The organism is Actinomadura chokoriensis (assembly GCF_041463665.1).
Lineage (GTDB): Bacteria > Actinomycetota > Actinomycetes > Streptosporangiales > Streptosporangiaceae > Spirillospora > Spirillospora chokoriensis_A.
Window position 1 is genome coordinate 159,488 of record NZ_JAXCEJ010000007.1, and the last position, 23,199, is coordinate 182,686.

A 23,199-nucleotide genomic window follows, 5' to 3' on the forward strand; every position below is an offset into this window, starting at 1 on the left:
GAATCTCCGTGGCAGCGCTCTCAGCGCCATGCACGGCTGCGGGCGTGCGCACGGTGGGCCGGGCGGGCCGCGGTCTGCGTGCAGACCGCTGCGGCACCGTCAGGTGCCGCGGGGGCGACGCGTGGGGCGTGCCGCCCGGGGGGTCGCGGCGCGTGGCTCGCGCCGCCGTCACGCGGCGGCTGGATGCGACGCGTGGGATCGAGGCGCCTGGTGGGCGCCGCGGGGCCGCGGCGTCTGGAGGGCGCCGGGGTGGTACAAGGTACCAAAACCCCAAGAGAAGGCAAACCCCCCCAAAATCAACAACGGACCAGGTCAGTCCTGGTCCGCTGGTGAAGAGAGTCCCGCGGGCGCCCCGCGGGACGGTGTCAGGGGCGTCCCGAGCCGTAGTACCCGTTGAGGTAGTAGCCCGAGGTGATGCTCACGATCTCGACGTTCTTGCCGGTGCGCGGAGCGTGGATCATCTTGCCGCCGCCCACGTACATCCCGACGTGGCCGAGGCTGTTGAAGAAGACCAGGTCGCCCGGCTGGAGGTTGCTCTTGGCCACCCGCTTGGTGGCGGCGTACTGCGAGTTGGTCGTGCGGGTGATGTTGACGCCCGCCGCGGCCCACGCCTTCATCGTCAGGCCGGAGCAGTCGTAGGAGCTCGGGCCCTCCGCGCCGTACTGGTACGGCTTGCCGAGCTGGGCGTAGGCGAAGTCGAGCGCCGTGCGCGCCGGGCCGCTGGCCGGGCCGTTGTAGGTGCCGCCGGCGCCGCCGCCGCCCGAGGTCCCGCCGCCGCCCCCCGAGGACGCTCCGCCGCCGAGCCGCAGCACCAGGGCCTTCTGCTTCTTGACCTGCTTGTCGAGCGCCGTCTTCTTCTTCTGCAGCTCTTCCTGCTTCTGCTTCACGTCCTCGTAGGCGGCCTTGGCCTGCGACTGCTCGCGGCGGAGCCGCTGGGCGGTGGCGAGGAACTGGGTGAGCTGAGAGCTGCGCTCGTGCGACAGGTGGGAGAAGACGGCCGCCTGGTCGAGAATGGACTGCGGGTCCTTGCTGCCCACGAAGCCCGTCACATCGGCGGAGTCGCCGTTCTTGTAGGCGTCGGCCGCCATCTGGGCGATCCTGGAGCGCTGCTCCTCGAAGGCCGCCTGCTCCTGCTTGGCCGCCTTGGCCGCATTGTCGTACTTCTTCTTGGCGACCTTGAGCTTTTCCCGGTTCTGGTTGAACTTCTCGACTTCTTGGTCCACCAGCTCGCTGAGCTTGTCGAGCTTCTTCTGGGCCTGCGCCCTGGTCGGCTTGGGCTCGGCGTGCGCCACCACCGGAGCGGACGCCAGGGAGGCCGTCAGACTCAGGCAGGCGACGGCCGCCAAGCGACGGGAGGCGCCGCTGCTCGCCAGGCCGCCTCTCCGGTCACGCCTCCGCGCTGGTGCCCCGATGAGATCTTTGGCCACGGTCGGTTTCGCCCCTCTCGTCCACGACGTCAGCGGACGACATTAGCGATGCGCAACAGCGGTCACAACCGATTCGTCACTCTTTGATGGACATCGACGGACAACGTCCACTTTCCGTGCTCGCAAGATCACGGACCGCGAACCGTCCCTTATCGCGGCCTTATCTCCTCCTTAAGACCGGCGGCCGCTCAGGACCGGCCCAGCCGGCGCAGCAGCAGCGCGGACGGGCAGGGCCGGGCGTCGGCGCGGCGGGCCGCGTCGGCGACCTCCCGGTCCGAGGACACCACCACCACGGGACGGCCCGGCGGCTCGGCCCGCACCAGCTCGACGATCAGCTCGTCCGCGGTCTGGCCCGGGGCGCTGAAGCGCACCCGGACGCCGCGCGGCGCGGCGATCGCCACCGGCGCGTCCAGTTCCGCGCCGTCGAACACGCAGGTCACCTCGGCGCGGGTCTGCGCCGCGAGCCCGCCGAGCCCCGACACCAGCCGGCTGCGCTGGTCCGACAGCGGCAGCTCCCCGTAGCCGGTCTTCGTGACGTTGTAGCCGTCCACCACCAGGTGCACCTGCGGCAGGGTCAGCAGCCGGTCGAGCAGCTGCGGGTCGCCGTCGGACACGGCCCGGCCGGGCAGCGGGCGGTGCGCCTGCCCGCCGACCACGTCCGCGGGGCGGCCGATCGTGGAGGGCAGCGCCAGCTCGCGGCGCACGCCCTGCGCCGCGTCCACGAGCGTGTCGAGCAGCATCCGCAGCCGGACGTCGTCGACGTTGCGCCCCTCCCGCGCGGCCCGCTTGGCGGCCTCCGCGACGGCCTCCGCCTGCGCGGTGCGGGCGCGCAACTTGCGCAGCTCCTTCTCGGACGCGGCCGTCGACTCGCGGGCCGCGGCGAGCTCCCGATCGGTCTCGGCCGCGACCGCGCTCGCCCGCTCCTCCGCCGCCCGGAACCGGGTGCGGGCGTCGTGCAGCTTGCGGCGCAGCTCGGCGACCTCGGCCTTGGTCTCGCGCAGCTCGGCGCGCAGCTTGTCCAGCTCGGCGGAGCGCGCGGCGCGGGCGGCGGCCAGCTCCTCGCGCAGCGCGGCGAGGCGGCGCTCGGCGGCCTCCTCCTCCGAGGCGGTCGCGGAGCGCTCCAGCTCCGCGCGCGCGGACTCGACGAGCGCCGTCCAGCCCGCGGGCCGCAGCAGGTAGGCCAGCACCGCGACCCGCACCGGGTCGGCGGCGGGCGGCACCCGCCCGCCCTCGACCGCCTCCACCAGGTCGGCCTGCGTCCCGCGCAGCGGCTCGGCGACCCGCCCCCGGAAGCCGGGGTCCTTCTCCAGCACCGTCGCGATGTGCTGCCCCGCGAGCTTCGCGCGCTTGCGGCGCTCGAACCGCGCGAACCGGCGCAGCGGCACGGGGACCTCGTCGGCGGGCAGCGACCCGATCAGCTCGGCGGCGGCCTCCACCACCGACTGGCGCACCGGTTCGGGGAGGGGCCCGCCGAGACGCTCCTCCCGCGGGCTCTCGGAGACCGCCCCCGGGCCCTGAGGCGCCTTCTCCTCGGACTCCGCGCAGCCGGGGGTCGCTTCGGGGCCGCTGTCGATGATCCCGCTCCTTCCGGGTTGGCCGCCGGTGGGCTGTGTCTTCCCTGCCGCCCCGGTCTTAATCGGCGCTCGACCAGGGCGGACGCGTGCTCGTACGGATCGCGCCGGGCTCACCCGAACCGTCCCCGCGGCCCCCCGCCCGGCGGGACGTGCCGGCGCCCACCAACCCTAGCGGCCCGAGCTTCTGTCGGTGGCGTCCTCTACGGTCGCGCACATGACGGCTGCGCACGGTGTTCAGGGGCCGGACGTCCAGGGCCGGGGCGTCCAGGGGACGCTGGACGACCTCGGCACTCCACTCTCCGAGGTCACCTTCGTGGTGGTCGACCTGGAGACGACGGGCGGCTCGGCCGCCGACTCGGCCATCACCGAGATCGGCGCGGTGAAGGTGCGCGGGGGAGAGGAGCTCGGCGAGCTCGGCACGCTGGTCGATCCCGGCGGGCCCATCCCGCCGTTCATCACCGCGCTGACCGGCATCACCACGGCGATGGTGACGGCCGCGCCGCGCGTCGAGTCGGTGCTGCCGGCGTTCCTGGAGTTCGCGCGCGGCTGCGTGCTCGTCGCCCACAACGCCCCGTTCGACATCGGCTTCCTGAAGTCCGCCTGCGCCGCGAACGGCTACGCCTGGCCCGCGTTCCCCGTCGTCGACACCGTCGACCTGGCGCGGCGCGTCCTGTCCAAGGACGAGGTGCCCAACTGCAAGCTCGGCACGCTGGCCCGCTTCTTCCGGACGTCCAACGAGCCGACGCACCGCGCCCTCGCCGACGCCCGCGCCACCGTGGAGGTCCTGCACGGCCTCATCGAGCGGCTCGGCTCGTTCGGCGTCACCTCGCTGGAGGAGATGCGCGGCTTCGCCAAGGCGCCCACTCCCGAGCAGCGCCGCAAGCGCCACCTCGCCGACGACGTGCCGTCCACGCCCGGCGTCTACCTCTTCGAGGACCACGCGGGCGAGGTGCTCTACGTCGGCAAGAGCGGCGACCTGCGCTCGCGCGTGCGCAGCTACTTCACCGGCTCGGAGACGCGGTGGCGCGTCCGGGAGATGGTCGGCCTCGCCGAGAACGTCCGGACGATCGTGTGCGCCACCGGCCTGGAGGCCGAGGTCCGCGAGCTGCGGCTGATCGCCGAGCACAAGCCGCGCTACAACCGCCGCTCCAAGTTCCCCGAGCGGGCGATCTGGCTGAAGCTGACCGCCGAGCCGTTCCCGCGGCTGTCCATCGTGCGGGAGTGCCGCGCCGACGGCGCCCGCTATCTCGGGCCGATCTCGTCCCGCAGGCAGGCTGAGGAGGCGCGCGCCGCGCTGCACGAGGCCGTCCCGCTGCGCCAGTGCACCCAGCGGCTGACGCTCCGGCTGGTCGAGCGCGGCAAAGCCCGCGCGTGCGCGCTCGCCGAGATCGGACGCTGCGGCGCGCCCTGCGACGGCCGCGAGTCCGCCGACGCCTACAACGTGCACGCCGGGACGGCCCGCTCGGTCATGGAGGGCGACGTCCGGCCGGTGGTGGCCGCCGCCCAGGTGCGCATCGACCGGCTCTCGTCCGAGCTGCGCTACGAGGAGGCCGCCGCCCAGCGCGACCGGCTCGCCGCGTTCGTCCGCGCCGCCGCGCGCGGGCAGCGGCTCGCCGCGCTCGCCCGCCTCCCGGAGCTGGTGGCCGCCCGGCCCGCCTTCGACGGCGGCTGGGAACTCTCGGTCGTGCGCTACGGCCGGCTCGCCGCCGCCGGGACCGTTCCGCGGGGCGCCCAGCCCCGTCCCTACGTGGACGCTCTCATCGCCACCGCGGAGACGGTGTTCCCGCCCGCGGGCGAGGCGCCGGGCGGCGTCGCGCTCGGCGCGCCCCCCTCGGCGGGCGCCACCGCCGAGGAGATGGAGTGCGTGCTGCGCTGGCTCGACCTGCCCGGCGTCCGGCTGGTCGAGGTCGCCGGCCCGTGGACGTGCCCCGCCCACGGCGCGGAGGGCCTGCGCGAGTGGATCGACAAGGCCTACGAGCCGCACGAGCCGTCCCATCCGAGGGCCGGCCGACCACTAAGGTGACCGTGTGGCACTGCCCCTCTACGACAGCCAGCCGGCGCGCCGCGTCCCGTGGGTGACGTACCTGCTGGTCGCGGCTAACGTCGTGGTCTTCCTGCTGACCCCGATGTCGAACTTCGCCACCTGGTACGGCGAGGACCGGGTCCGCGAGTGCAAGGCGGCGCACTTCACCTACGAGTACGGCGCGGTGCCGAAGGAGCTGACCACCGGCGACCAGCAGCCCGTGCCGGCCGACATCGTGCGCGACTGCGGGCCCGCGACCTTCCACAAGGCGCCCTGGACGGCGGCGTTCACCTCGATGTTCCTGCACTCCGGGGCGCTGCACCTGCTGGGCAACCTGGTCGCGCTGTTCGTGGTCGGCATGGGCGTCGAGGACCGGCTCGGCCGATGGCGCTACCTCCTCAGCTACCTGGTGTTCGGGCTGGTCGCCGTCTACGGGTTCGCCTGGACCTCGCCGGACTCCACCGTCCCGCTCATCGGAGCGTCCGGGGCCATCGCCGGCGTGATGGGCGCCTACGTGATCCTCAACCCGCGGGGCCGCATCGTCAGCTGGGTGCCGCCGGTCATCGTGGTCCGGCTGCCGGTGTGGGTGGTGCTCGGGTACTGGTTCGTCCTGCAGTGGCTGTCGCTCGGCGACGAGAAGAGCAACGTGGCCTACACCGCGCACATCTACGGCTTCGCCGCCGGGGTGGTGTTCGCGCTGCTCGCCCGCCGCGCCGGCCCGGCCCGGCGGCTGGCCGCGCTCAGCCGCGGGTGACGCTGCCGATAGGGTCGGAGCATCCGAGTCTGAGGGGGAGGGCGAAGTGGTCACTGCGATCGTGTTCGTCAAGGCCGACGTCGCGCGCATCCACGAGGTGGCCGAGACGATCGCCGCGCTGGACGGGGTCAGCGAGGTCTACTCCATCACCGGCGACCACGACCTCATGGCGATGATCCGGGTGCGCCGCCACGAGGAGCTGAACGACGTCATCCCCGGCCGCATCAACAAGGTCGACGGCGTCGTCGGGACCGAGACCCACATCGCCTTCCGCACCTACTCCCAGCACGACCTGGAACAGGCCTTCGCCCTGGGCCTCCCCGACGCCGACTGACCGGCCGATCGGCTGCGCCGGCTGGCACAGGCCGAAGGGGACACAGGCCGAAGCGGATATGGGAGGAAGGCCCGGCGGCCTTCGGGCGCCGGGCCCGTGCGCGGTGGCCATGGCGCCTAGCGCAGAGCCCGGGTGGCGTCGACCCAGCGGTCGAGGAGGGTGCTCGCGGCGCCGGAGTCGACGGCCCGCGCCGCGCGCTCGCAGCCGTCGCGCAGCGCGTCGGTGAGCCCCGCGGCCGGCGGGGCGCCCTCGTAGGCGGTGATGAGCGCCGCGGCGTTCAGCAGCACCATGTCGCGGACCGGCCCCCCGGCGCCCGCGAACGTCTCGCGCGCCACCCGGCCGTTGAACGCCGCGTCGGCGCCGCGCAGGTCCTCCGGCCGCGCGGGCGGGATGCCGAGGTCGGACGGGTCGAACGTCGTCTCCGTGGCCGTCCCGTCCCGGACGACCCACACCGTGGAGGTGCCGGTGGTGGTCAGCTCGTCGAGCCCGTCGTCGCCGCGGAACACCAGCGACGAGCAGCCCCGCCCGGCGAACACCCCGGCGATGACGCCCGCCATCCGCGGGTGGAACACGCCGACCGCCTGGGCGGTGGGACGGGCCGGGTTGGTCAGCGGGCCGAGGAAGTTGAACACCGTCGGCGTGCCGAGCTCGCTGCGCGTCCGCGACGCGTGCCTCAGCGCCGGGTGGTAGAGCGGGGCGAAGCAGAAGGTGATGCCGATCTCCTCGGCGACCCGCGCGGCCGCCTCCGGGGGCAGGTCGATGGCGACGCCGAGGTGCTCCAGCAGGTCGGCGGCGCCGCACGAGGACGACGCGGCGCGGTTGCCGTGCTTGACGACCCGGACGCCGGACGCGGCGGCGACCACGGCGGCCATCGTGGAGATGTTGACGGTGTGGGCCCGGTCCCCGCCCGTCCCGACGAGGTCGGCGATCGGCCCCGGCACGTCGATGCGGGCGGCGTTGTCCATCATGCCGTCGGCGAGGCCGGTGACTTCCTCGACCGTCTCGCCCTTGGCGCGCAGCGCGACCGCGAAGCCCGCGATCTGCACGTCGGTGGCCTCCCCGGCCATGATGCTGTTCATGGCCCAGGAGGTCTCCTCGCTGGACAGCGAGCCGCCCGACAGGAGGGCGTTGAGCAGTGCGGGCCAGGTGGTGCGCGCGTCCATGTCCCCTACCGGGTCGTCTGGGTGGGCCGGTGTCCTGCGCGGACGCCGAGGGCTACAGGGCGGGGAGGCGGCTGCCGAGACGCTGCCGCATCAGGTCGGCGAGCGCGTTCGCCAGCGCCATCGGGTCGATCGGCAGGCTCGCGACGGCATCGGCCCGCGACCAGGTGGCGAGCCAGCCGTCGTCGCGGCGGCCGATGAGCGCGAGGACGGGCGGGCAGTCGTACACCTCGTCCTTGGCCTGCCGGCACACGCCCAGTCCGCCCGCGGGCTGGGCCTCGCCGTCGACGACGAGGACGTCGATGTCGCCCTGGTCCAGCCGGTCCACGACGGCCGGCTGGGTCGCGATCTCCACGAACTCGACCTTCGGCAGATCGGCGGCGGGGCGGCGCCCGATCGCCATCCGGATCTGGGCGCGGGTGTTCGCGTCGTCGCTGTAGACGAGGACCTTCATCGGGCTCTCCGGGGCGGTGCTCATGCACGTGAGGGTACCGGGTCGCCGACCCGGGGCAACACGCTCGGGGAACCCTAGGAGGGGGGTCATGCGTCACTCTTGGGATGGGGGCGCAATAATGCTGCCCGTGACAGCATCCGCGATAGAGACAACACCTCACGCACGGGCGAACCGTCCCAATCTGGTAAGCGTGGGGACGATCGTTTGGCTGTCGTCCGAGCTGATGTTCTTCGCGGCGCTGTTCGCGATGTTCTTCACGATCCGCTCCGTGACGATCGGCCAGTCCGGTGAACACGCGTGGCCCGGCGCCCCGCTGGACCTGCCGCTGTCGGCGGTGAACACGACCATCCTGGTGCTGTCCTCGGTGACGTGCCAGATGGGCGTCTTCAAGGCCGAGGCGGGCAAGGTGGGCCGTGACGGAAGCCTGCTGAACGTCGCGCGCTGGGGACTGCGCGAGTGGTACGTCCTCTCGTTCCTCATGGGCGCCTACTTCGTCGCAGGTCAGGGCTACGAGTACTACAACCTCGTCGTGCACGACGGGCTGACCTTCTCGTCCTCCGCCTACGGCTCGGTCTTCTACCTGGCCACCGGCTTCCACGGCCTCCACGTCATCGGCGGCCTGGTCGCGTTCCTGTTCCTGCTCGGGCGCACCTACGCCGCCAAGCGGTGGACGCACGAGCAGGCGACGAGCGCGATCGTCGTGTCCTACTACTGGCACTTCGTCGACGTGGTGTGGATCGGCCTGTTCTCGGTCGTTTACCTGCTCGACCACTGACCCCCATCCCGACGACATGACCCGAACGGGGATATCCGTGAAAAGGATCACCGCATGGCGACGGCGCCCGTGGGCGGGCTACGCCGTCGTGCTGGCGGCCCTGGCGGCGATCGGCGTGATCTACGCCGGCTTCTCGCCGCAGACCGACCGCGCCGAGGCGCAGGGCACCGCGCAGGCCGCGCAGGACCTGCGGCACGGGCAGGAGCTGTTCAACAAGAACTGCGCGAGCTGCCACGGGCTGAACGCCGAGGGCACCAAGGACGCCGAGGGCAACGCGATCGCCCCGAGCCTCATCGGGGTGGGCGCCGCATCCGTTGACTTCCAGGTCAGCACGGGCCGCATGCCCGCGATGAGCCCTGGCGCGCAGCTGCCGCGCAAGACGCCGATCCCCGCTTTCAACACCTCGATCAAGACCGACTACGAGGAGAAGGACAAGCGGGAGGCGGCCGAGAAGCAGAAGGCCCAGGCCGAGAAGAACCTGGCCGACCTGCGGGCCTACATCTCCTCGCTGGGCGGCGGCCCCGAGGTGCCGTCCGCGTCCGCCGTCGACCCGTCCAAGGGCGACGCCGCGCTCGGCGGGAAGCTGTTCCGCACCAACTGCGCGCAGTGCCACAATTTCACCGGTCAGGGCGGCGCGCTGACCGGCGGCAAGTACGCGCCCGCGCTGTCGGGCGACGACGTCACGCCCACCCAGATGTACGAGGCCATGCTGACCGGTCCGCAGGCGATGCCGGTGTTCAACGACACCACGCTCACGCCCCAGGACAAGCAGGCCATCATCGCCTACCTCGTGCAGACCCGCGAGGAGCCCAACCCGGGCGGTAACGGCCTCGGCCGCATCGGCCCGGTGAGCGAGGGCCTCGTCGCCTGGCTGGTCGGCATCGGCCTGATGGTGATGGCGGCCGTGTGGATCACCGCCAAGAAGCCGAAGAAGCTGAAGAAGTCATGAGCGACGACAACAAGGAGACCGCGGGCTCGACGGGCCCGCGCGAGGACGGCGGCCGGCGCGAACGCGTGATCGGCACGCCGTCCCCGGCGAGGGAGAGGGCGCTCCTCGCCGAGGACAACATCTCGGCGCCCGCGGGTGTGGGAGAGCAGCTCGACGAGGCCTCGGCCAAGCGCGCGGAGCGCATCGTCGCGTCGTTCTTCCTGCTCGCGTTCCTGGCCAGCGTGACGTTCATCGCCTACTTCATCGGCTGGAGCGGCCGCGACGGCGGCATGCACGGCATCTGGGACGCCCGCGAGGTCAACTTCTGGCTCGGCGGGACGATGGCGCTGGCCTTCCTGTCGATGGCGGCCGGCGTCACCATCTGGGTGCGCCGGCTGATGACCAGCAAGCCGATCGTCCAGGAGCGGCACGAGCTGGCCGCCGACGAGGAGACCAAGGCCGCCTTCTCCCGGGACTTCATGGAGGGCGCGGACGACAGCGGCATCACCAAGCGGCCGCTGCTGCGCCGCACGCTGCTGCTGGCCGCGGCGCCGCTCGGCCTGGCGCCGCTGGTGCTGCTGCGCGACCTCGGCCCGCTCCCGGAGACGAGGCTCCGGCACACCTTCTGGGGCGAGGCGGTCAAGCTGGCCCAGGCGCAGGGCAAGAAGGGCGTCCGCCTCGTGGTGGACGGCACCAACAAGCCGCTCAAGGTCAGCGACTTCGCCACCCCCGGCTCGATGATCACCGTGCTGCCGGAGGGCATGGAGGAGCACCTGCCCCACGACCAGGTGCTCACCCAGGTGGCGAAGGCCGTCACGATCCTCATCAACGTCCCGGCGGACGAGTTCAAGCCCGCCAAGGGACGTGACAACTGGCACGTCAACGGGGTCGTCGCGTACTCCAAGGTCTGCACGCACGTCGGCTGCCCGGCGGCCCTGTACGAGCAGACCACGCACCACATCCTGTGCCCGTGCCACCAGTCCACGTTCGACGCCACCGACGCGGCCAAGGTCATCTTCGGCCCGGCGGCCCGTCCCCTCCCGCAGCTGCCGCTGTCGGTCGAGGACGGTTACATCATCGCGACGAGCGACTACCACGAGCCCGTCGGACCGAGCTTCTGGGAGCGCGGATGAGCGAGGCGACAGCTCCGAAGGCGGTCGAGGCTCCACTGACGTTCCTCGACGACCGCCTCGGTTCCACCACCTTCTTCAAGCGCAACATGAAGAAGGTCTTTCCGGACCACTGGTCCTTCATGCTGGGCGAGATCGCCCTGTACTCCTTCATCATCCTGCTGCTGACCGGGACGTTCCTGACGCTGTGGTTCAAGCCCAGCATGGTCGAGGTCGTCTACGACGGCTCGTACGTCCCGCTCAAGGGCGTGCAGATGTCGGAGGCGTACGCGTCGACGCTGCACATCAGCTTCGACATCCGCGGCGGCCTGCTGATGCGGCAGATCCACCACTGGGCGGCGCTGCTGTTCATGGCGTCGATCCTGGCGCACATGCTGCGGGTGTTCTTCACCGGCGCCTACCGCAAGCCGCGCGAGCTGAACTGGCTGATCGGCATCGGCATGTTCACGCTCGGCATGCTGGAGGGCCTCGCCGGGTACTCGCTCCCGGACGACCTGCTGTCGGGCACCGGCCTGCGCATCACGCAGGGCGTGGCCGAGTCGATCCCGGTGGTCGGCACCTACCTCTACATGTTCCTGTTCGGCGGTGAGTTCCCCGGCCAGGACATCGTGCCCCGCCTGTACATGGTGCACATCCTGCTGCTCCCGGCGCTGCTGCTGGGCATGGTCACCGCGCACATGATGATCATGTGGGTGCAGAAGCACACCGCGATGCCGGTCAAGAACCAGACCGAGAAGCAGGTGTACGGCTACCCGTTCTACCCGGTGTTCATGGCCAAGACGGGCGCCTACTTCCTGTTCACCTTCGGCGTGCTGGCGCTGCTCGGCGCGTTCGCGCAGATCAACCCGATCTGGCTGTTCGGCCCGTACGACCCGGGCGCGATCTCCTCGGCGTCCCAGCCCGACTGGTACATGGGCATCCTCGAGGGCTCGCTGCGCATCATGCCCGGGTGGGAGATCAACGCCTGGGGCCACACGCTCAGCCTGAGCGTGCTGATCCCGGCGCTGCTGCCGCTCGGCATCATCTTCACGGGCGCCGCGGTCTGGCCGTGGCTCGAGGCGTGGGTGACCGGCGACAAGCGGCACCACCACGTCAACACCCGGCCGCGCAACGCCCCGTTCCGCACCGCGACGGGCGTCGCCGCCGTCACGTTCTACGGGCTGCTGTGGCTCGCCGGCGCGAACGACGTCCTGGCCGACAAGTTCCACATCTCGCTGTTCGCCACAACCTGGTTCTTCCGGGTCACGTTCTTCGTCGGGCCGGTGATCGCGTTCATCGTCACGAAGCGGATCTGCCTCGGCCTGCAGCGCAAGGACGCCGCCGTCGTCAGCCACGGCGTGGAGAGCGGCGTCGTCCTGATGTCGCCGGAGGGCAAGTTCTCCGAGCGGCACGAGCCGGCCCGCGACGAGGAGAAGCACGTCCTGCTGTCGAAGGAGAACGCGCGGCTCCAGCCGCCGGACCGGGACGCCGGCGGCGTCCCGGCGCCCGGCTCCAAGGGCCCGCTCGGTCACCTGCGCTCGCGGCTCAACCGCGCGTGGACCTACGACGACATCCCCGTCGAGGAGCACGAGCACGAGGAGATCGAGGGCGGCCGGTCGTCGCACGAGATCAAGCACTGACCGCACCCGCAGGGGCCCGCCACCGCAGCCGCGGTGGCGGGCCTCTCCGTATCCTGGCCGGACGATGACCAAGACCCTGTTCGTCACCAACGACTTCCCGCCGAGGCCGGGCGGCATCCAGGCGTTCGTGCACGGCCTCGCCGCCCGCCGCCCGGCCGGGTCGGTGGTCGTGTACGCCCCGGCGTGGAAGGGCGCCGCCGAGTTCGACGCGCGGCAGCCGTTCCCGGTCGTCCGGCACCCGGGTTCGTTGATGCTGCCGGAGCCGGGCGTGCTGCGCCGGGCCGCGGACGTGCTGCGCGCGGAGGGCTGCGACTCGGTCGTGTTCGGGGCGGCGGCGCCCCTCGGGCTGCTGGCCCCGGCGCTGCGGCGGCGCGGCGCCGGCCGCCTCGTCGGGATCACGCACGGCCACGAGGCGGGCTGGGCGGCGCTCCCGGTGGCGAGGCGCCTGCTCCGGCGCATCGGCGACGAGCTGGACGTGCTGACCTACCTGGGCGAGTACACCCGCTCCCGGATGGCGCGGGCGCTGACGCCGCGCGCCGCCGCGCGGATGTCGCGGCTCGCCCCCGGCGTCGACGAGAAGGTCTTCCACCGGAACACGGGCGGCGAGGAGATCCGCGCCCGGTACGGGCTGGCGGACCGCCCGGTGGCGGTCTGCGTCTCCCGCCTGGTGCCGCGCAAGGGCCAGGATGCACTGATCCACGCGTGGCCTCGCGTCCTCCGGGCGGAACCGGACGCCGCCCTCCTCCTCGTAGGGGGCGGGCCCTACCGGAAAGAGCTGGAACGCCTGGCGTCCTCCCTCGGCGTGCGGAGGAGCGTGGTCTTCACAGGAGGCGTGACCTGGGAGGAACTGCCCGCCCATTACGACGCGGGCGACGTCTTCGCGATGCCGTGCCGGACCCGCCGCCGCGGCCTGGACGTGGAGGGCCTCGGCATCGTCTACCTGGAGGCGTCGGCGACCGGTCTGCCCGTCGTCGCCGGCGACTCCGGCGGGGCCCCCGACGCCGTCCTGGACGGCGAGACCGGCGTCGTCGTGCCGGGCCGGTCCGTCACCGGGGTCGCGGACGCCCTCACCGCACTGCTGTCCGACCCGTCCCGCGCCCGCGCCATGGGCGAGAGGGGGCGCGCCTGGGTCGAGCGCGAATGGCGCTGGGAGATCCAGGCCGCCCGGCTGGGGAGCCTGCTGGCGCCCTGAGATGGCAGGATGCGGCTATGGACATCGAGGACGCATGGGCCCGTGTTCCGGGGGAGGCCGCCCGGTGGCTGCGCGAGCTGGATCCCGGCCACCGGCACTCGGGGTTCGAGCCGGCGCGCCGGCCCGATGCCGCCTGGCTCCTGCACGCGATGTACGTGTGGGAGGAGGGCCTGGTCACCACGACGCACGACGATGTCCACCAGTCGATGACCTCGGCGGGGCTGACCGGGCAGTCCGACGTGGGCGACCTCCTGGAGGGTGCGATCGTCACCGGCGTCGACCTCGGCCGCAGCGGCGACCCGGGCGCGGGCTGGCGGCGGCTGCGCTGGCGGGAGCTCGCGCGCGGCTTCGGTGAGCCGGCCGTCCCGGACGGGGCGCTGCCCGGCAGCCGCTGCCTGCGCCAGGGGCACCCCGCGGGCAGCTGGTCGGCGGCGATCCGGCCGCCCGCGGAGGGCTGCCTGGACCGCGAGAGCTGGTACCGGCTGATCGGCGTCCTGCTGCGGCACAGCCCGTCCGGCGAGGGCACCCGCTGCCTGGCGTACTACTGCCCGCTGGTCACCTCCGATTGGGACGACGACACCGTCCTCGCGGGCCGCCTCGGCGACGCGGCGGCCCTGTACGACCACCCCGACCTGGGCAGCTGCCCGTCCGATCTGTGGCCCGAAGACCGCTCGTGGGTCGTCTACTGCGACTGGGACCTGTGGGGCACGAAGATCGTGGGACCCACGGCGCTCATAGAGGCCGTTCTGACCGACCCGGCCCTGGAGGCGCTCCGTCTGCCCTGGACCCGCTAGAAGAGGGCGCCCGCACCATGGGCGCGGTCCTGCCGGGTGCCCGCAGCGAGGACCCCGCCCCCGCGCCGAAGACGGGGTCCTCCTCCCAGGGCTGGATGATCAGCCCTTCGCTCCAACGGCGCGACGACCTCGCGGACGGCCATCGCGTCCGGAGGCAGGTTCGGGCTTGCGGGAACCTGGTCACGCGGCGGGCCGCCGGGCGGGCCGGAGTGATGCCGGCGGTCGCCGCGTCGCCCGTTGCAGGAAGGCGCTCCAGCGCCGGAGACCGAGGGCCGCGCGACGAGCACGGCACGACCCCGGCTTCCGGCTCCGCGGGGCCCGGCCCCGCGGGGGTGCCCGACCTCGGACGTGCGGCGGGCGGGGCGGTCCCCGGCCCGATCCCGTGTCGCGGTGATCGTTTCATGGGACCTCCTCCCCGCCGCAGCCGTCCGCGGTCGCCGGCGTTTCCGAAGGTAGGGCTGCCCGCTGCCGGGCGCAGCACCGTTAAAGCGCGCTTAAGGGGCGGATCATTCGTCCCTAAGCCGCCTTCCGGATTCGGCCACGAACGCGGTGGTCCGTCGCATGTACGACCCCACCGGACACTGGGATGATCAAACCCGGTGGGCGGAGTGGAGGAGGACGCATGCGGTCTCGTGGTGTCGTGGTGCTGGCCGGGAGCCTGGCGGCCGTGCTCGTGGCCGGCCTGACGGCCGGATGGGCGCTGCGGCGCGAGCGGGACCGGACCCCGGAGGAGATCGCGTCCGGCTACTTCGCGGCCTGGCGGAAGGGCGACCTCGACGGCATGCGCGAGTTCGTGTCCGATCCGCCCGCCGACTTCGCCGCGCAGCACCGGGCGCTGTCGCGCGGGCTGGTGGTCACCGGGATCACGCTGCGGCCGCGTCCGCTCGTCCGGTCCGGGGACGCGGCGCACGCCGACTTCACCGTTCGGCGCACGCTGGCCGACCACGGCTCCTGGACGTTCCGGTCGGTGCTCCGGCTGGGCCGGGTCGACGGGCGGTGGCGGGTGCTGTGGAGGCCCGCGACGCTGTACCCGGGGTTGAAGGGCGCGGGGGAGTGGACGCTGCGGCAGGTCCGCGTCCCGGCGGTGACGCTCGTGGCGCGGGACGGGAAGGCGCTGCCGCAGGACGGGCCGCTCGCGCCCTACCTCGCCGGGATCGTCGAATGGCTCGACATGGACGCCGACCAGGCCGTGTGGACGATCCAGATGCGCGACGGCGGCGGCCCGCCGCAGCGCGTGAAGCTGCTCGACGCCGAGAAGGGCCGGAAGGTCCGCACGACGCTGGACCGGCGGCTGCAGGCGGCGGCCGAGGAGGCGCTCGCGGCCGCATCCGGCCAGACCGCGATCGTCGCCGTCCGGCCGTCCAGCGGGGAGATCCTCGCCGTGGCGGACGAGCTCGGCGGTCTCGGCGCGTTCACCGGCGTCTACCCGCCGGGTTCGGCGTTCAAGGTGGTGACGGCCGGCGCGCTGGTCGCGGACGGCGCGGGCCCCGGGAGCGGCGCGGACTGCCCGGCGTCGGCGGTCACCGCGCAGCGCACGATCCGCAACGACGGGGGGCACGCGCTCGGCCGGACGACGCTGCGGGACGCGTTCGCCGCGTCCTGCAACACCACGTTCGCGCGGCTCGGGGTGGAGCGGCTCGGCGCGGCGAAGCTGGCGGCGAGCGCGCGCCGCTTCGGGTTCGGCGCACCGATCACCCCGGGCGTGGAGGCGGCGCAGGGGAGTTTCCCCGACCCGGAGAGCGGTGCGGAGCTGGCCGAGGACGCGATCGGGCAGGGCCGCGTCCAGGCGAGCCCGCTGCTGATGGCGTCGGTCGCCGCGGCGGCGGCCGACGGCTCGTGGCGCTCGCCCCGGCTGCTGCCGGCGAAGCTCGTCCGGGAGGGCGGGGGACGGACGCCGGGCCCGCGGACCGTGCCCGGGGCGGCGGCGCTGCGCACGATGATGCGGGCCGTGGTCACCGGCGGCACGGCGGAGGGGGCGGGCCTGCCGGGCGGGACGGCGGGCAAGACGGGAACCGCGGAGTTCGCGGGCGGGACGCACGCCTGGTTCATCGGATACCGGGACGACGTCGCGTTCGCGGTGTTCGTCCAGGCCGGGGGATCGGGACCGAAGGTCGCGGCGCCGATCGCGGCCAAGTTCCTCCAGGAATGAACTCTTCTCGCCGTTCGTACGTACTCGTCCGGTGAACGGAAGGGCCGCCGGCAGCGGCGGCACGGTTTTCTGGCGGCAATCCGCGCCAGAGCGACCTCCAGGGCGTATGCTCCCGGAGTGATCGGGCGGGTTCGCGGAGAACCCGTCCGGGGAACGCGGTGGGAGCGAGCGGGCTCCCGCACCGCGGTCCCGTGATGTCTCAGCGGAACAGCCGCCGGGCGGCGAGCCCGGCGCGGAGCCACCGGCGTTCGCCGAGCCCTCCGTCTCCTCCACAGGAGACGGCATGGCGCGACGCGATAACGGGCATGCGTCCCGGGGCGACACGCATGTTTCATCGTGGGCGGAGACGCCCGCGCGCCCCTCGCCGAGACCGGCGTCCGCACAGGGACGCGGGTCCGGAGAGCCCCAGTGGCCCGAAGGGTCCTGGTGGTCGGAGCAGCCGGGCGGGTCCGAGCGGGGGCGCAGGTCGTCCCGGCGGGCACCCAGCCGGCGGGAGATGAAGCGGCACGAGGGCAGGTCCCGCGCGCGGCCGGAGCGGCCGGAGCGGGAGGAGCGGCCGGAACCGCCCGTCCGGCGGCGCGACACGCGTGCCGACCCGTTCGGCGTGCGGAACCGGGGTTCGGGCCGCGGTTCGGGCCGCGACGACCCGTTCGAGGACCGGAACCGCCAGGCCGGCTCCCGGAGCGGTGGTTCCGGCACCCGCACGGAGCAGTCCGACGCGCGGGCCGAGGGCCGCAGGCCGTCCGCCGCGCGTCCCGCACAGTCCGACTCGCGTGCGACGCGGTCCGACATGCCGACGGCCGGATTCGAGGCACCAGCCGCGCGGTCCGACGCGCGTACGAGGCGCTTCGACGCGCGGGCGGCGCGGTTCGACGACCCCCGCACCGCGCGGCTCGACGCCCGCGCGCAGCAGTTCGACGCCCGGACGGAAGGCCGTGACCGGTCCCGCGACTTCGCGCCGCAGGGCAGGCGGCCGCGCCGCACCGAGCCCCGTCCGCGGCGGCGGGCGCAGGCCCGGCGGCCCGCGCGGGCGGCGTCCCGGAGCCAGGCCCCGCCGCGTCCCGGGCCCAAGGCGCGCCCGCGCCGCGGCAAGGGGCCGGCCGACCGGCTGAGCATTGGCGCGATCGTGCTGTCCACCGCCGTCGGCCTGGCCCTCCTCGGCATCGCCGAGCGGGCGCTGCTGGACGGCGGCCCGCTCGGCGGGACGGGCGGCCCAGTCGGCTCGCAGCGCGCGATCCGGCCGCCGGAACCGGGCACGGGCACGCCCGGGCAGCCGCGGCCGCCGGCCCAGCGGCCCGCCGCCGGAGGCGGCGCCGGCGGCGCGGCGCCGTCCGGCCCGAGCCTGCGGGAACTCGCCGCGCGGGTGCGCGAACTGACCCTGGACGAGCGCGGCGCCGCCGCCCGGCAGGCCTACGGAGCCGCGCCGACGCGGCAGCCGATCGTGGGCGCCACCCGGACGAGCGCCGACCGGACGTGGGTGTTCGGCACCAGCGCGATCCCCGTCCCCGAATCCAGCACCGCCAACCCGGAGGTCGCGTTCTACGCCGCCCACTGGACGGGCGGGCGATGGCAGGTCGGGCTGTCGGGCGGGAAGGCGTTCACGGCCCTGCTCGGTGATCTGCCGGCGGCCGTCATGCCGGCCTCGGAGGTGCGGCTGCTGCGCAGGTACGGGTCGGTCGGCGCCGCGCAGGCCGCCGCCCTGGTCAACGGGACGCGGGCCGGCGACCGGCTGATGCTGCCGTGGCGGATCGGCCACGTCTGGGCGATGACGACCTCGGACGGCTCCACGTCGCCGCGCCCGCTCGGCTCGCTGGCGTTCTCCGGCGGCGACGGCCGCGTCGTCGCGTCCGGCGACGGCCGCCTCTACCGGTTCTGCGGCAACGCCTCGGGCAACGCGCTGGTGATGCTGATCCACCCGAGCGGGCTCGCGACCACCTACTACGGGCTGCGGAACACGACGAGCCTGCGCGACGGCAGCGCCGTCGAGCAGGGCGACGCGCTCGGCGGCACCGGTACCGGCCGGCCCTGCGGCGGCGCCGAGGCGCCCCGCGCGGAGGTCGGGTTCGCCCTGCGCGGCGGCGGCGGAGCGGTGCCGCTGGACGGCGCCGAGATCGGCGGCTGGACGTTCCGCGAGCGGGCCAAGCCGCTCCTCGGGTTCGCCGAACGCGGCGCCCTGCAGGTGCTCCCCGGGGGCCTGATGGCGAACCTCGGCCCGGTCCCCGCGGCGGACGAGCCGCCGCCCGCATCACCGTCCCCCGGCTCCTCGCCGGCGGACGGCGCAGGAACGGCCGGCGCCCCGGCGGCGGCCGCAACCGAGAAGAGGAGTCCGAACGGTGCGAACTCGCAGCAGTGATGATCCCGCCGTGCCCACCTGGGTGCTGCGCGTCGTGCTCGCCGGCGCGGTGCTGGTGCTCGTCGGCGCGGCGACCCCGCCGGGAGCGGTCGCGGTCGCGAACGTGCAGTACTTCCTCGACTTCTACGCCGGCGTGTTCGCCCTCGTCTCCTACACCACCGCCGTGATGTGCGGGCTGCTCGCCACCGAGCGGCTGATCCTGAAGATCCGGCACCGGGTGCTCGCGCAGGCGGTGCACCGCGCCGCCGCCGTGGTGGCGACCGCGATGCTCGCCGCGCACGTCTCGGTGAAGGTGATGAACGGGCTCGCGCTGCCGGTGCAGGTCCTCGTCCCGGACGGGAGCGCCGTCGGGCTCGGCACGATCGCGGCGGAGCTGATGCTCCTCGTCCTGGTCACCGGGATGGTGCGGGCACGGTTCGCGGTGCGCGGCAAGACCTGGATGTGGCGGTCCACGCACGTGCTCGCCTACCTCGCCTGGCCGACGGCGATCGTGCACGGCCTCATCACCGGCCGGGCGGCGGCGAACTGGGTGGTGCTCAGCTACGTGATGAGCGTGGTCCTCGTCGTGCTCGCCCTGGTCACCCGCATGGTGGTGGTGATCAGGCCGCGGGAGGTGCACCGCGCGGGCGGCGAGATCGACCGGTTCTCGGTGCCGGACGGCGCCGGGCGCGCCCGCGACCGGCGCGCGATGGCGGCGCGCGAGCACGAGGAGGGACGCGCCGCCGCGGCGGCCCGCGACCTCGGCGGGCAGGGTTATGGCGAGCAGGGCTACGGCGGGCGCGAGCGCGACGACGATCCGCGCCGGACCGTCTCCGACCCACGCGGCATGCCGGCCACCGGGCCGGGCCGGGACACCGAGGTCCTGCGATGACGTCGACCGTGACCGTCTCGGGGATCGGCGGCCCGCGGTTGACGCTCGGGTTCGACCGGTTCGACCGGCTGGACATCGACCGCCACCTCGCGGTGCACGGCAAGCTCCGCGCGCCGGGGCTGGACGACCTGGTCCGCATGGCCGAGCAGGTCGACCTGCGGGGACGCGGCGGGGCGGGCTTCCCGTTCGCCCGCAAGCTGATGGCGGTCGCGGCGCGGATCAGGCACCCCGCCGCCGACCGGGCCGAGCTGCTGCCCGGCGAGCGCGGCGGCGAGCGCGGCTCCAGCGAGAACGCCGTCGTGGTGGTGAACGGCGCCGAGGGCGAGCCCGGCAGCTCCAAGGACAAGGTGCTGCTCGGCCGGGCCCCGCACCTCGTCCTCGACGGCGCTCAGATCGCCGCGGCCGCGCTCGGCACGCAGCGGATCGTGGTGGCCGTCGAGGACGAGGACGCCGCCCGCTCCGTCCGCGCCGCGATCCGCGAGCGGCGGATGCCGGCCCGGGTCGTCCGGCTGACCGAGCGGTTCATCTCCGGGGAGAGCGGCGCGGTGGTCCAGGCGATCAACGGGGAGGCGCCGATCCCGCCGGGCGTCAAGGTCCGCGCGTCCGACTCCGGGGTGGACGGCTACCCGACGCTGCTGTCCAACACCGAGACGTTCGCGCAGCTCGCGGTGCTGGTCTCGCTCGGCCCCGATCTGTACGCCTCGGCCGGGACGGACGACGAGCCCGGCACCACGCTGCTCACGATCGGCGGTACCCGGGTCGTGGAGGCGCCGTACGGGACGCCGCTGCGGACCGTCCTCGACCACTGCGAGGCGCCGCCGTCGCCGGGCGTGCTCGTCGGCGGTTACCACGGCACGTGGCTCGACCCGGCCGGGGTGTCGCGGGCCGTGCTGTCGCGGGCCGGGATGCGGCGCGTCGGCGGGACGGTCGGCGCCGGCATCGTCCTGCCGCTAGGCCAGGGCACGTGCCCGCTCGGCGAGGTCACCAGGATCGCGTCCTACCTCGCGGCGCAGTCCGCCGGGCAGTGCGGGCCGTGCCGGCTCGGGCTGCCCGACGTCGTCCGGTCCCTGAACGCGCTCACCGAGGGCGCGGGGACGGTGGAGGACGTCCGCCGCGCGGCCGGGGTGGGCCGGGGCCGCGGCGCCTGCACCCACCCCGACGGGACGGCCAGGTTCGTGCTGTCCGCGATGGAGGCGTTCGGCGCCGACATCGACGCGCACAGGTGGGGCGCTGGCTGCGGCCTGTCCACCTACGGCGTACTGCCGCTGCCGGTGCCGGACGGCTCGGAGGGCCGGGTGGCGATCGACTGGAGCCGGTGCGACGGGCACGGCCTGTGCGCCTACCTCGTCCCCGAGTTGATCCAGCTCGACCGGTACGGCTTCCCCGTGGTCCTCGGCACCGACATTCCCGCGTGGATGGAGAAGGACGTGCAGAAAGCCGTTGCGATGTGCCCCGCATTAGCACTTCGTGTCGTCACCGGCGTGCCGGGCGCGCCGTCTCGGCGGTGAATTCCGAAAGCGCGAAAAAAATGACATCAGCTGGACAGCGTTGAACCTCGCACCCGCGCGGTGCGTATTCACAGCCGGACCCGCGCCGTGTCCGTCGAGAGATCCCGAGAGGGGGAAGAGGAACCTTGAGGAAATCCTACGGAATGGCCGAGGAACGCAGGCTTCCGCGGCTGGCCTGGGGGCGGCTGCTGCTGATTCTCGCGGCCCTGGCCGCCGTCGGCGCGGCCTTCGCGGTCGTGATGAATCCGGTGGGCGTGCCGGCCAGCGGCGCGGCGAACCTCGGCGGCACCGTGAACACCAGGTGGGGCCCGCTGAGCACCCTGGACCGGCAGCTGCTGGTCAAGGTCAGGCAGGCCGGCCTGTGGGAGATACCCGCAGGCCAGCAGGCGCAGCAGCGCGCCACCGCCCCCCGCGTGCGGCAGGTCGGCGAGCTCATCTGGGAGCAGCACGTCCAGCTGGACGCCGACACCCGCGCCACCGCGGAGAAGCTCGGCGTGCTCGTCCCGAACGAGCCCAGCGGAACCCAGAAGAGCTGGTTGAGAGAAATGTCGGGCAAGTTCGGCGGCGATTACGACAAGACCTTCGTGCTGCGGCTGCGCGCCGCGCACGGGCAGGTCTTCGGGATCATCGCCAAGGTGCGCGCGCAATCGGAGAACTCGGTGATCCGCGCGTTCGCCGAACGGGCCATGAAATTCGTCAACACGCACATGTCGCTGCTGGAGAGCACCGGCCTGGTCCCCAGGCGAGCCCTGCACTGACGTACACATCCCCCCCGCAGAGGGAGCAATTTTCCATGGTACGAAAGAAGAAGGCCCTCGCCGTGATGATCCCGGCGCTCGCTCTTGTCGCGACGGCGTGCCAGGAGACCCCCGGCGCGGCGGCCGGGCCGGGCGGCCCGCAGGCGACCCGGGTGGCCGACACCGCCGCCTATCCAGGACGGCCGGCCGGTGGCGCCGGCGGCCAGGGATACGGCCGGCCCACCGGCCAGCCCACTGCGCAGCCGAGCGGGCAGCCGACCGCAGCGCCCACCGCAGCGCCCACCGGGGAGCCCACCGGGGAGCCCACTGAGGAGCCCACCGAGCAGCCCACCGAGCAGCCGACCGAGGAGCCGACCGCGCAGCCGACAGACGGCGCGGGCGGCGGTCAGCCCGGCGACGGCGGCCAGAACGGCGGCCAGGGTGACGGCGGCCAGGGAAACCAGCCGCCGCCCAACCCCGAACTCCGCGCCGACCAGTTCGTCGACATCCGCAAGGCGCCGCGCGTCCGGCAGCCGCGCCGCACCCGGCAGGCGTCCACCGGAGTGTTCGCGTCCAACTGCGGCGTGAACGAGGGGCAGGCGCACAGCAACCCCGACAACGTGCTCGCGGCACCCGGCGTCGTGAACGGCGCGCACCACATCCACGACTACGTCGGCAACCTCGACACGAACGCCTTCTCGACCGACGAGACGTTCGCCGCGGCCGGCACGACCTGCACGAACGGCGACAAGTCGGCCTACTTCTGGCCGGTGGTCCGGCTCCGCGACGGCCAGGACACCTCGGACCGGGCGGAGCAGAGCACGGCGGACGGCAACGTCGGCGGCATCGTCACCCCGTCCAGCGTGAAGCTCCAGTTCCTCGGCAACCCGCGCGGCAAGGTGACCGCGATGCCGCGGTTCATCCGGGTCGCCACCGGTGACGCCAAGGCGGTGACGAACGGCCTGAAGAACGCGCACGCGCTGTGGACGTGCAGCGGCTTCGAGAACCGGGCGTTCACCGACAAGTATCCCCTGTGCCCCCGGGGCAGCCGGGTGGAGCGCGTGCTGAACTTCCCGAGCTGCTGGGACGGCCAGAACACCGACAGTGCCAACCACCGCGACCACATCGTCTTCCCCGACCAGCGGACGGGACAGTGCCCGCAAGGCACGAAGGCCGTGCCGCAGCTGCGGATCACGCTCGCCTACGATCTGCCCGCCAAGCCGCTGGCGTTCGCGCTGGACAGCTTCCCCGAGTCGGGCCACGACCCGGTGACCGACCACGGCGACCTCATCAACGTGATGGACGACCAGTTGATGCGGCAGGCGGTCAACGCCATCAACAAGGGCTCGCGCACCACGGGCACGCGCCGCTAGGCGGAGTCCCCGGTCCGGGCCGTCCGGACGGCGGGGAAGGGCTC

At 73.6% G+C, this 23,199-nt stretch carries 19 protein-coding genes; 15 read left to right on the forward strand and 4 right to left on the reverse strand.

Annotation, left to right across the window (positions count from 1 at the left end; all coding sequences use genetic code 11):
• Positions 1-365: 365 nt before the first annotated feature.
• Both SM418_RS14395 and SM418_RS14400 read right to left on the reverse strand, forming a co-directional pair.
• Entirely contained in the window at positions 366-1,292 is a 927-nt protein-coding gene (locus SM418_RS14395; protein WP_371941009.1) for a C40 family peptidase, read from the reverse strand.
• A 323-nt stretch (positions 1,293-1,615) separates the two neighbouring features.
• A complete protein-coding gene (locus SM418_RS14400) occupies positions 1,616-2,878 on the reverse strand; it encodes an NYN domain-containing protein (RefSeq protein WP_371941007.1) in 1,263 nt (420 codons plus the stop codon).
• 337 nt (positions 2,879-3,215) lie between these two features.
• Between SM418_RS14400 and SM418_RS14405 the strand changes: the two genes are divergently transcribed.
• From SM418_RS14405 to SM418_RS14415, 3 genes are read left to right on the forward strand one after another with little or no spacing between them, the layout of a single operon-like run.
• A complete protein-coding gene (locus SM418_RS14405; protein WP_371941005.1) occupies positions 3,216-5,024 on the forward strand; it encodes a DEDD exonuclease domain-containing protein in 1,809 nt (602 codons plus the stop codon).
• Between the two features lie 4 nt (positions 5,025-5,028).
• Positions 5,029-5,778, forward strand: coding sequence for a rhomboid family intramembrane serine protease (locus tag SM418_RS14410; protein WP_371941003.1), 750 nt, complete (start codon positions 5,029-5,031; stop codon positions 5,776-5,778).
• Between the two features lie 46 nt (positions 5,779-5,824).
• A complete protein-coding gene (locus tag SM418_RS14415; RefSeq protein WP_371941001.1) occupies positions 5,825-6,112 on the forward strand; it encodes an Lrp/AsnC family transcriptional regulator in 288 nt (95 codons plus the stop codon).
• A gap of 116 nt (positions 6,113-6,228) precedes the next feature.
• Here the strand turns inward: SM418_RS14415 and trpD are convergent, their stop codons facing one another.
• Complete coding sequence (trpD, locus tag SM418_RS14420; protein ID WP_371941000.1) at positions 6,229-7,275, reverse strand: anthranilate phosphoribosyltransferase; 1,047 nt, start codon at positions 7,273-7,275, stop codon at positions 6,229-6,231.
• A 52-nt stretch (positions 7,276-7,327) separates the two neighbouring features.
• On the reverse strand, positions 7,328-7,750 hold the full coding sequence (locus SM418_RS14425) for a type 2 periplasmic-binding domain-containing protein (protein ID WP_371940999.1): 423 nt from the start codon (positions 7,748-7,750) through the stop codon (positions 7,328-7,330).
• Between the two features lie 94 nt (positions 7,751-7,844).
• Between SM418_RS14425 and ctaE the strand changes: the two genes are divergently transcribed.
• The 12 genes from ctaE (at position 7,845) to SM418_RS14485 (ending at position 23,155) form a co-directional block, all read left to right on the forward strand.
• A complete protein-coding gene (gene ctaE / locus SM418_RS14430) occupies positions 7,845-8,501 on the forward strand; it encodes an aa3-type cytochrome oxidase subunit III (RefSeq protein ID WP_371940998.1) in 657 nt (218 codons plus the stop codon).
• 37 nt (positions 8,502-8,538) lie between these two features.
• Positions 8,539-9,450 (forward strand): cytochrome bc1 complex diheme cytochrome c subunit, encoded by a 912-nt coding sequence (qcrC, locus tag SM418_RS14435; RefSeq protein ID WP_371940997.1) that lies wholly within the window; start codon positions 8,539-8,541, stop codon positions 9,448-9,450.
• Positions 9,447-10,562 carry a cytochrome bc1 complex Rieske iron-sulfur subunit gene (gene qcrA, locus SM418_RS14440; RefSeq protein ID WP_371940996.1) on the forward strand — a complete coding sequence of 372 codons (1,116 nt, stop codon included), beginning with the start codon at positions 9,447-9,449 and terminating at the stop codon, positions 10,560-10,562. Before qcrC ends, qcrA begins: the two co-directional genes overlap by 4 nt.
• Positions 10,559-12,178, forward strand: coding sequence for a cytochrome bc1 complex cytochrome b subunit (qcrB, locus tag SM418_RS14445; protein ID WP_371940994.1), 1,620 nt, complete (start codon positions 10,559-10,561; stop codon positions 12,176-12,178). The genes qcrA and qcrB overlap by 4 nt, the downstream gene beginning before the upstream one ends.
• A gap of 64 nt (positions 12,179-12,242) precedes the next feature.
• A complete protein-coding gene (locus tag SM418_RS14450) occupies positions 12,243-13,370 on the forward strand; it encodes a glycosyltransferase family 4 protein (protein ID WP_371940992.1) in 1,128 nt (375 codons plus the stop codon).
• A 17-nt stretch (positions 13,371-13,387) separates the two neighbouring features.
• A complete protein-coding gene (locus SM418_RS14455; RefSeq protein WP_371940990.1) occupies positions 13,388-14,164 on the forward strand; it encodes a hypothetical protein in 777 nt (258 codons plus the stop codon).
• Positions 14,165-14,786: 622 nt separating this feature from the next.
• A complete protein-coding gene (locus SM418_RS14460) occupies positions 14,787-16,313 on the forward strand; it encodes a penicillin-binding transpeptidase domain-containing protein (RefSeq protein ID WP_371940988.1) in 1,527 nt (508 codons plus the stop codon).
• Between the two features lie 496 nt (positions 16,314-16,809).
• Positions 16,810-18,666 carry a M23 family metallopeptidase gene (locus SM418_RS14465; RefSeq protein ID WP_371940986.1) on the forward strand — a complete coding sequence of 619 codons (1,857 nt, stop codon included), beginning with the start codon at positions 16,810-16,812 and terminating at the stop codon, positions 18,664-18,666.
• 10 nt (positions 18,667-18,676) lie between these two features.
• On the forward strand, positions 18,677-19,537 hold the full coding sequence (locus SM418_RS14470; RefSeq protein ID WP_371940985.1) for a hypothetical protein: 861 nt from the start codon (positions 18,677-18,679) through the stop codon (positions 19,535-19,537).
• Positions 19,534-21,045 carry a ferredoxin gene (locus SM418_RS14475; RefSeq protein ID WP_371940981.1) on the forward strand — a complete coding sequence of 504 codons (1,512 nt, stop codon included), beginning with the start codon at positions 19,534-19,536 and terminating at the stop codon, positions 21,043-21,045. Before SM418_RS14470 ends, SM418_RS14475 begins: the two co-directional genes overlap by 4 nt.
• A gap of 143 nt (positions 21,046-21,188) precedes the next feature.
• On the forward strand, positions 21,189-21,803 hold the full coding sequence (locus SM418_RS14480) for a DUF4142 domain-containing protein (protein ID WP_371940979.1): 615 nt from the start codon (positions 21,189-21,191) through the stop codon (positions 21,801-21,803).
• A 35-nt stretch (positions 21,804-21,838) separates the two neighbouring features.
• Positions 21,839-23,155, forward strand: coding sequence for a DUF1996 domain-containing protein (locus SM418_RS14485; protein WP_371940977.1), 1,317 nt, complete (start codon positions 21,839-21,841; stop codon positions 23,153-23,155).
• Positions 23,156-23,199: the final 44 nt, after the last annotated feature.

Bases quoted from the DNA above. Each gene is read 5' to 3' on its own strand.
- SM418_RS14405 (WP_371941005.1), top strand. From the start codon at position 3,216: ATGACGGCTGCGCACGGTGTTCAGGGGCCGGACGTCCAGGGCCGGGGC.
- trpD (WP_371941000.1), bottom strand. From the start codon at position 7,275: ATGGACGCGCGCACCACCTGGCCCGCACTGCTCAACGCCCTCCTGTCG.
- SM418_RS14425 (WP_371940999.1), bottom strand. From the start codon at position 7,750: ATGAGCACCGCCCCGGAGAGCCCGATGAAGGTCCTCGTCTACAGCGAC.
- ctaE (WP_371940998.1), top strand. From the start codon at position 7,845: ATGCTGCCCGTGACAGCATCCGCGATAGAGACAACACCTCACGCACGG.
- qcrA (WP_371940996.1), top strand. From the start codon at position 9,447: ATGAGCGACGACAACAAGGAGACCGCGGGCTCGACGGGCCCGCGCGAG.
- qcrB (WP_371940994.1), top strand. From the start codon at position 10,559: ATGAGCGAGGCGACAGCTCCGAAGGCGGTCGAGGCTCCACTGACGTTC.
- SM418_RS14450 (WP_371940992.1), top strand. From the start codon at position 12,243: ATGACCAAGACCCTGTTCGTCACCAACGACTTCCCGCCGAGGCCGGGC.
- SM418_RS14455 (WP_371940990.1), top strand. From the start codon at position 13,388: ATGGACATCGAGGACGCATGGGCCCGTGTTCCGGGGGAGGCCGCCCGG.
- SM418_RS14460 (WP_371940988.1), top strand. From the start codon at position 14,787: ATGCGGTCTCGTGGTGTCGTGGTGCTGGCCGGGAGCCTGGCGGCCGTG.
- SM418_RS14465 (WP_371940986.1), top strand. From the start codon at position 16,810: ATGAAGCGGCACGAGGGCAGGTCCCGCGCGCGGCCGGAGCGGCCGGAG.
- SM418_RS14475 (WP_371940981.1), top strand. From the start codon at position 19,534: ATGACGTCGACCGTGACCGTCTCGGGGATCGGCGGCCCGCGGTTGACG.
- SM418_RS14480 (WP_371940979.1), top strand. From the start codon at position 21,189: ATGGCCGAGGAACGCAGGCTTCCGCGGCTGGCCTGGGGGCGGCTGCTG.
- SM418_RS14485 (WP_371940977.1), top strand. From the start codon at position 21,839: ATGGTACGAAAGAAGAAGGCCCTCGCCGTGATGATCCCGGCGCTCGCT.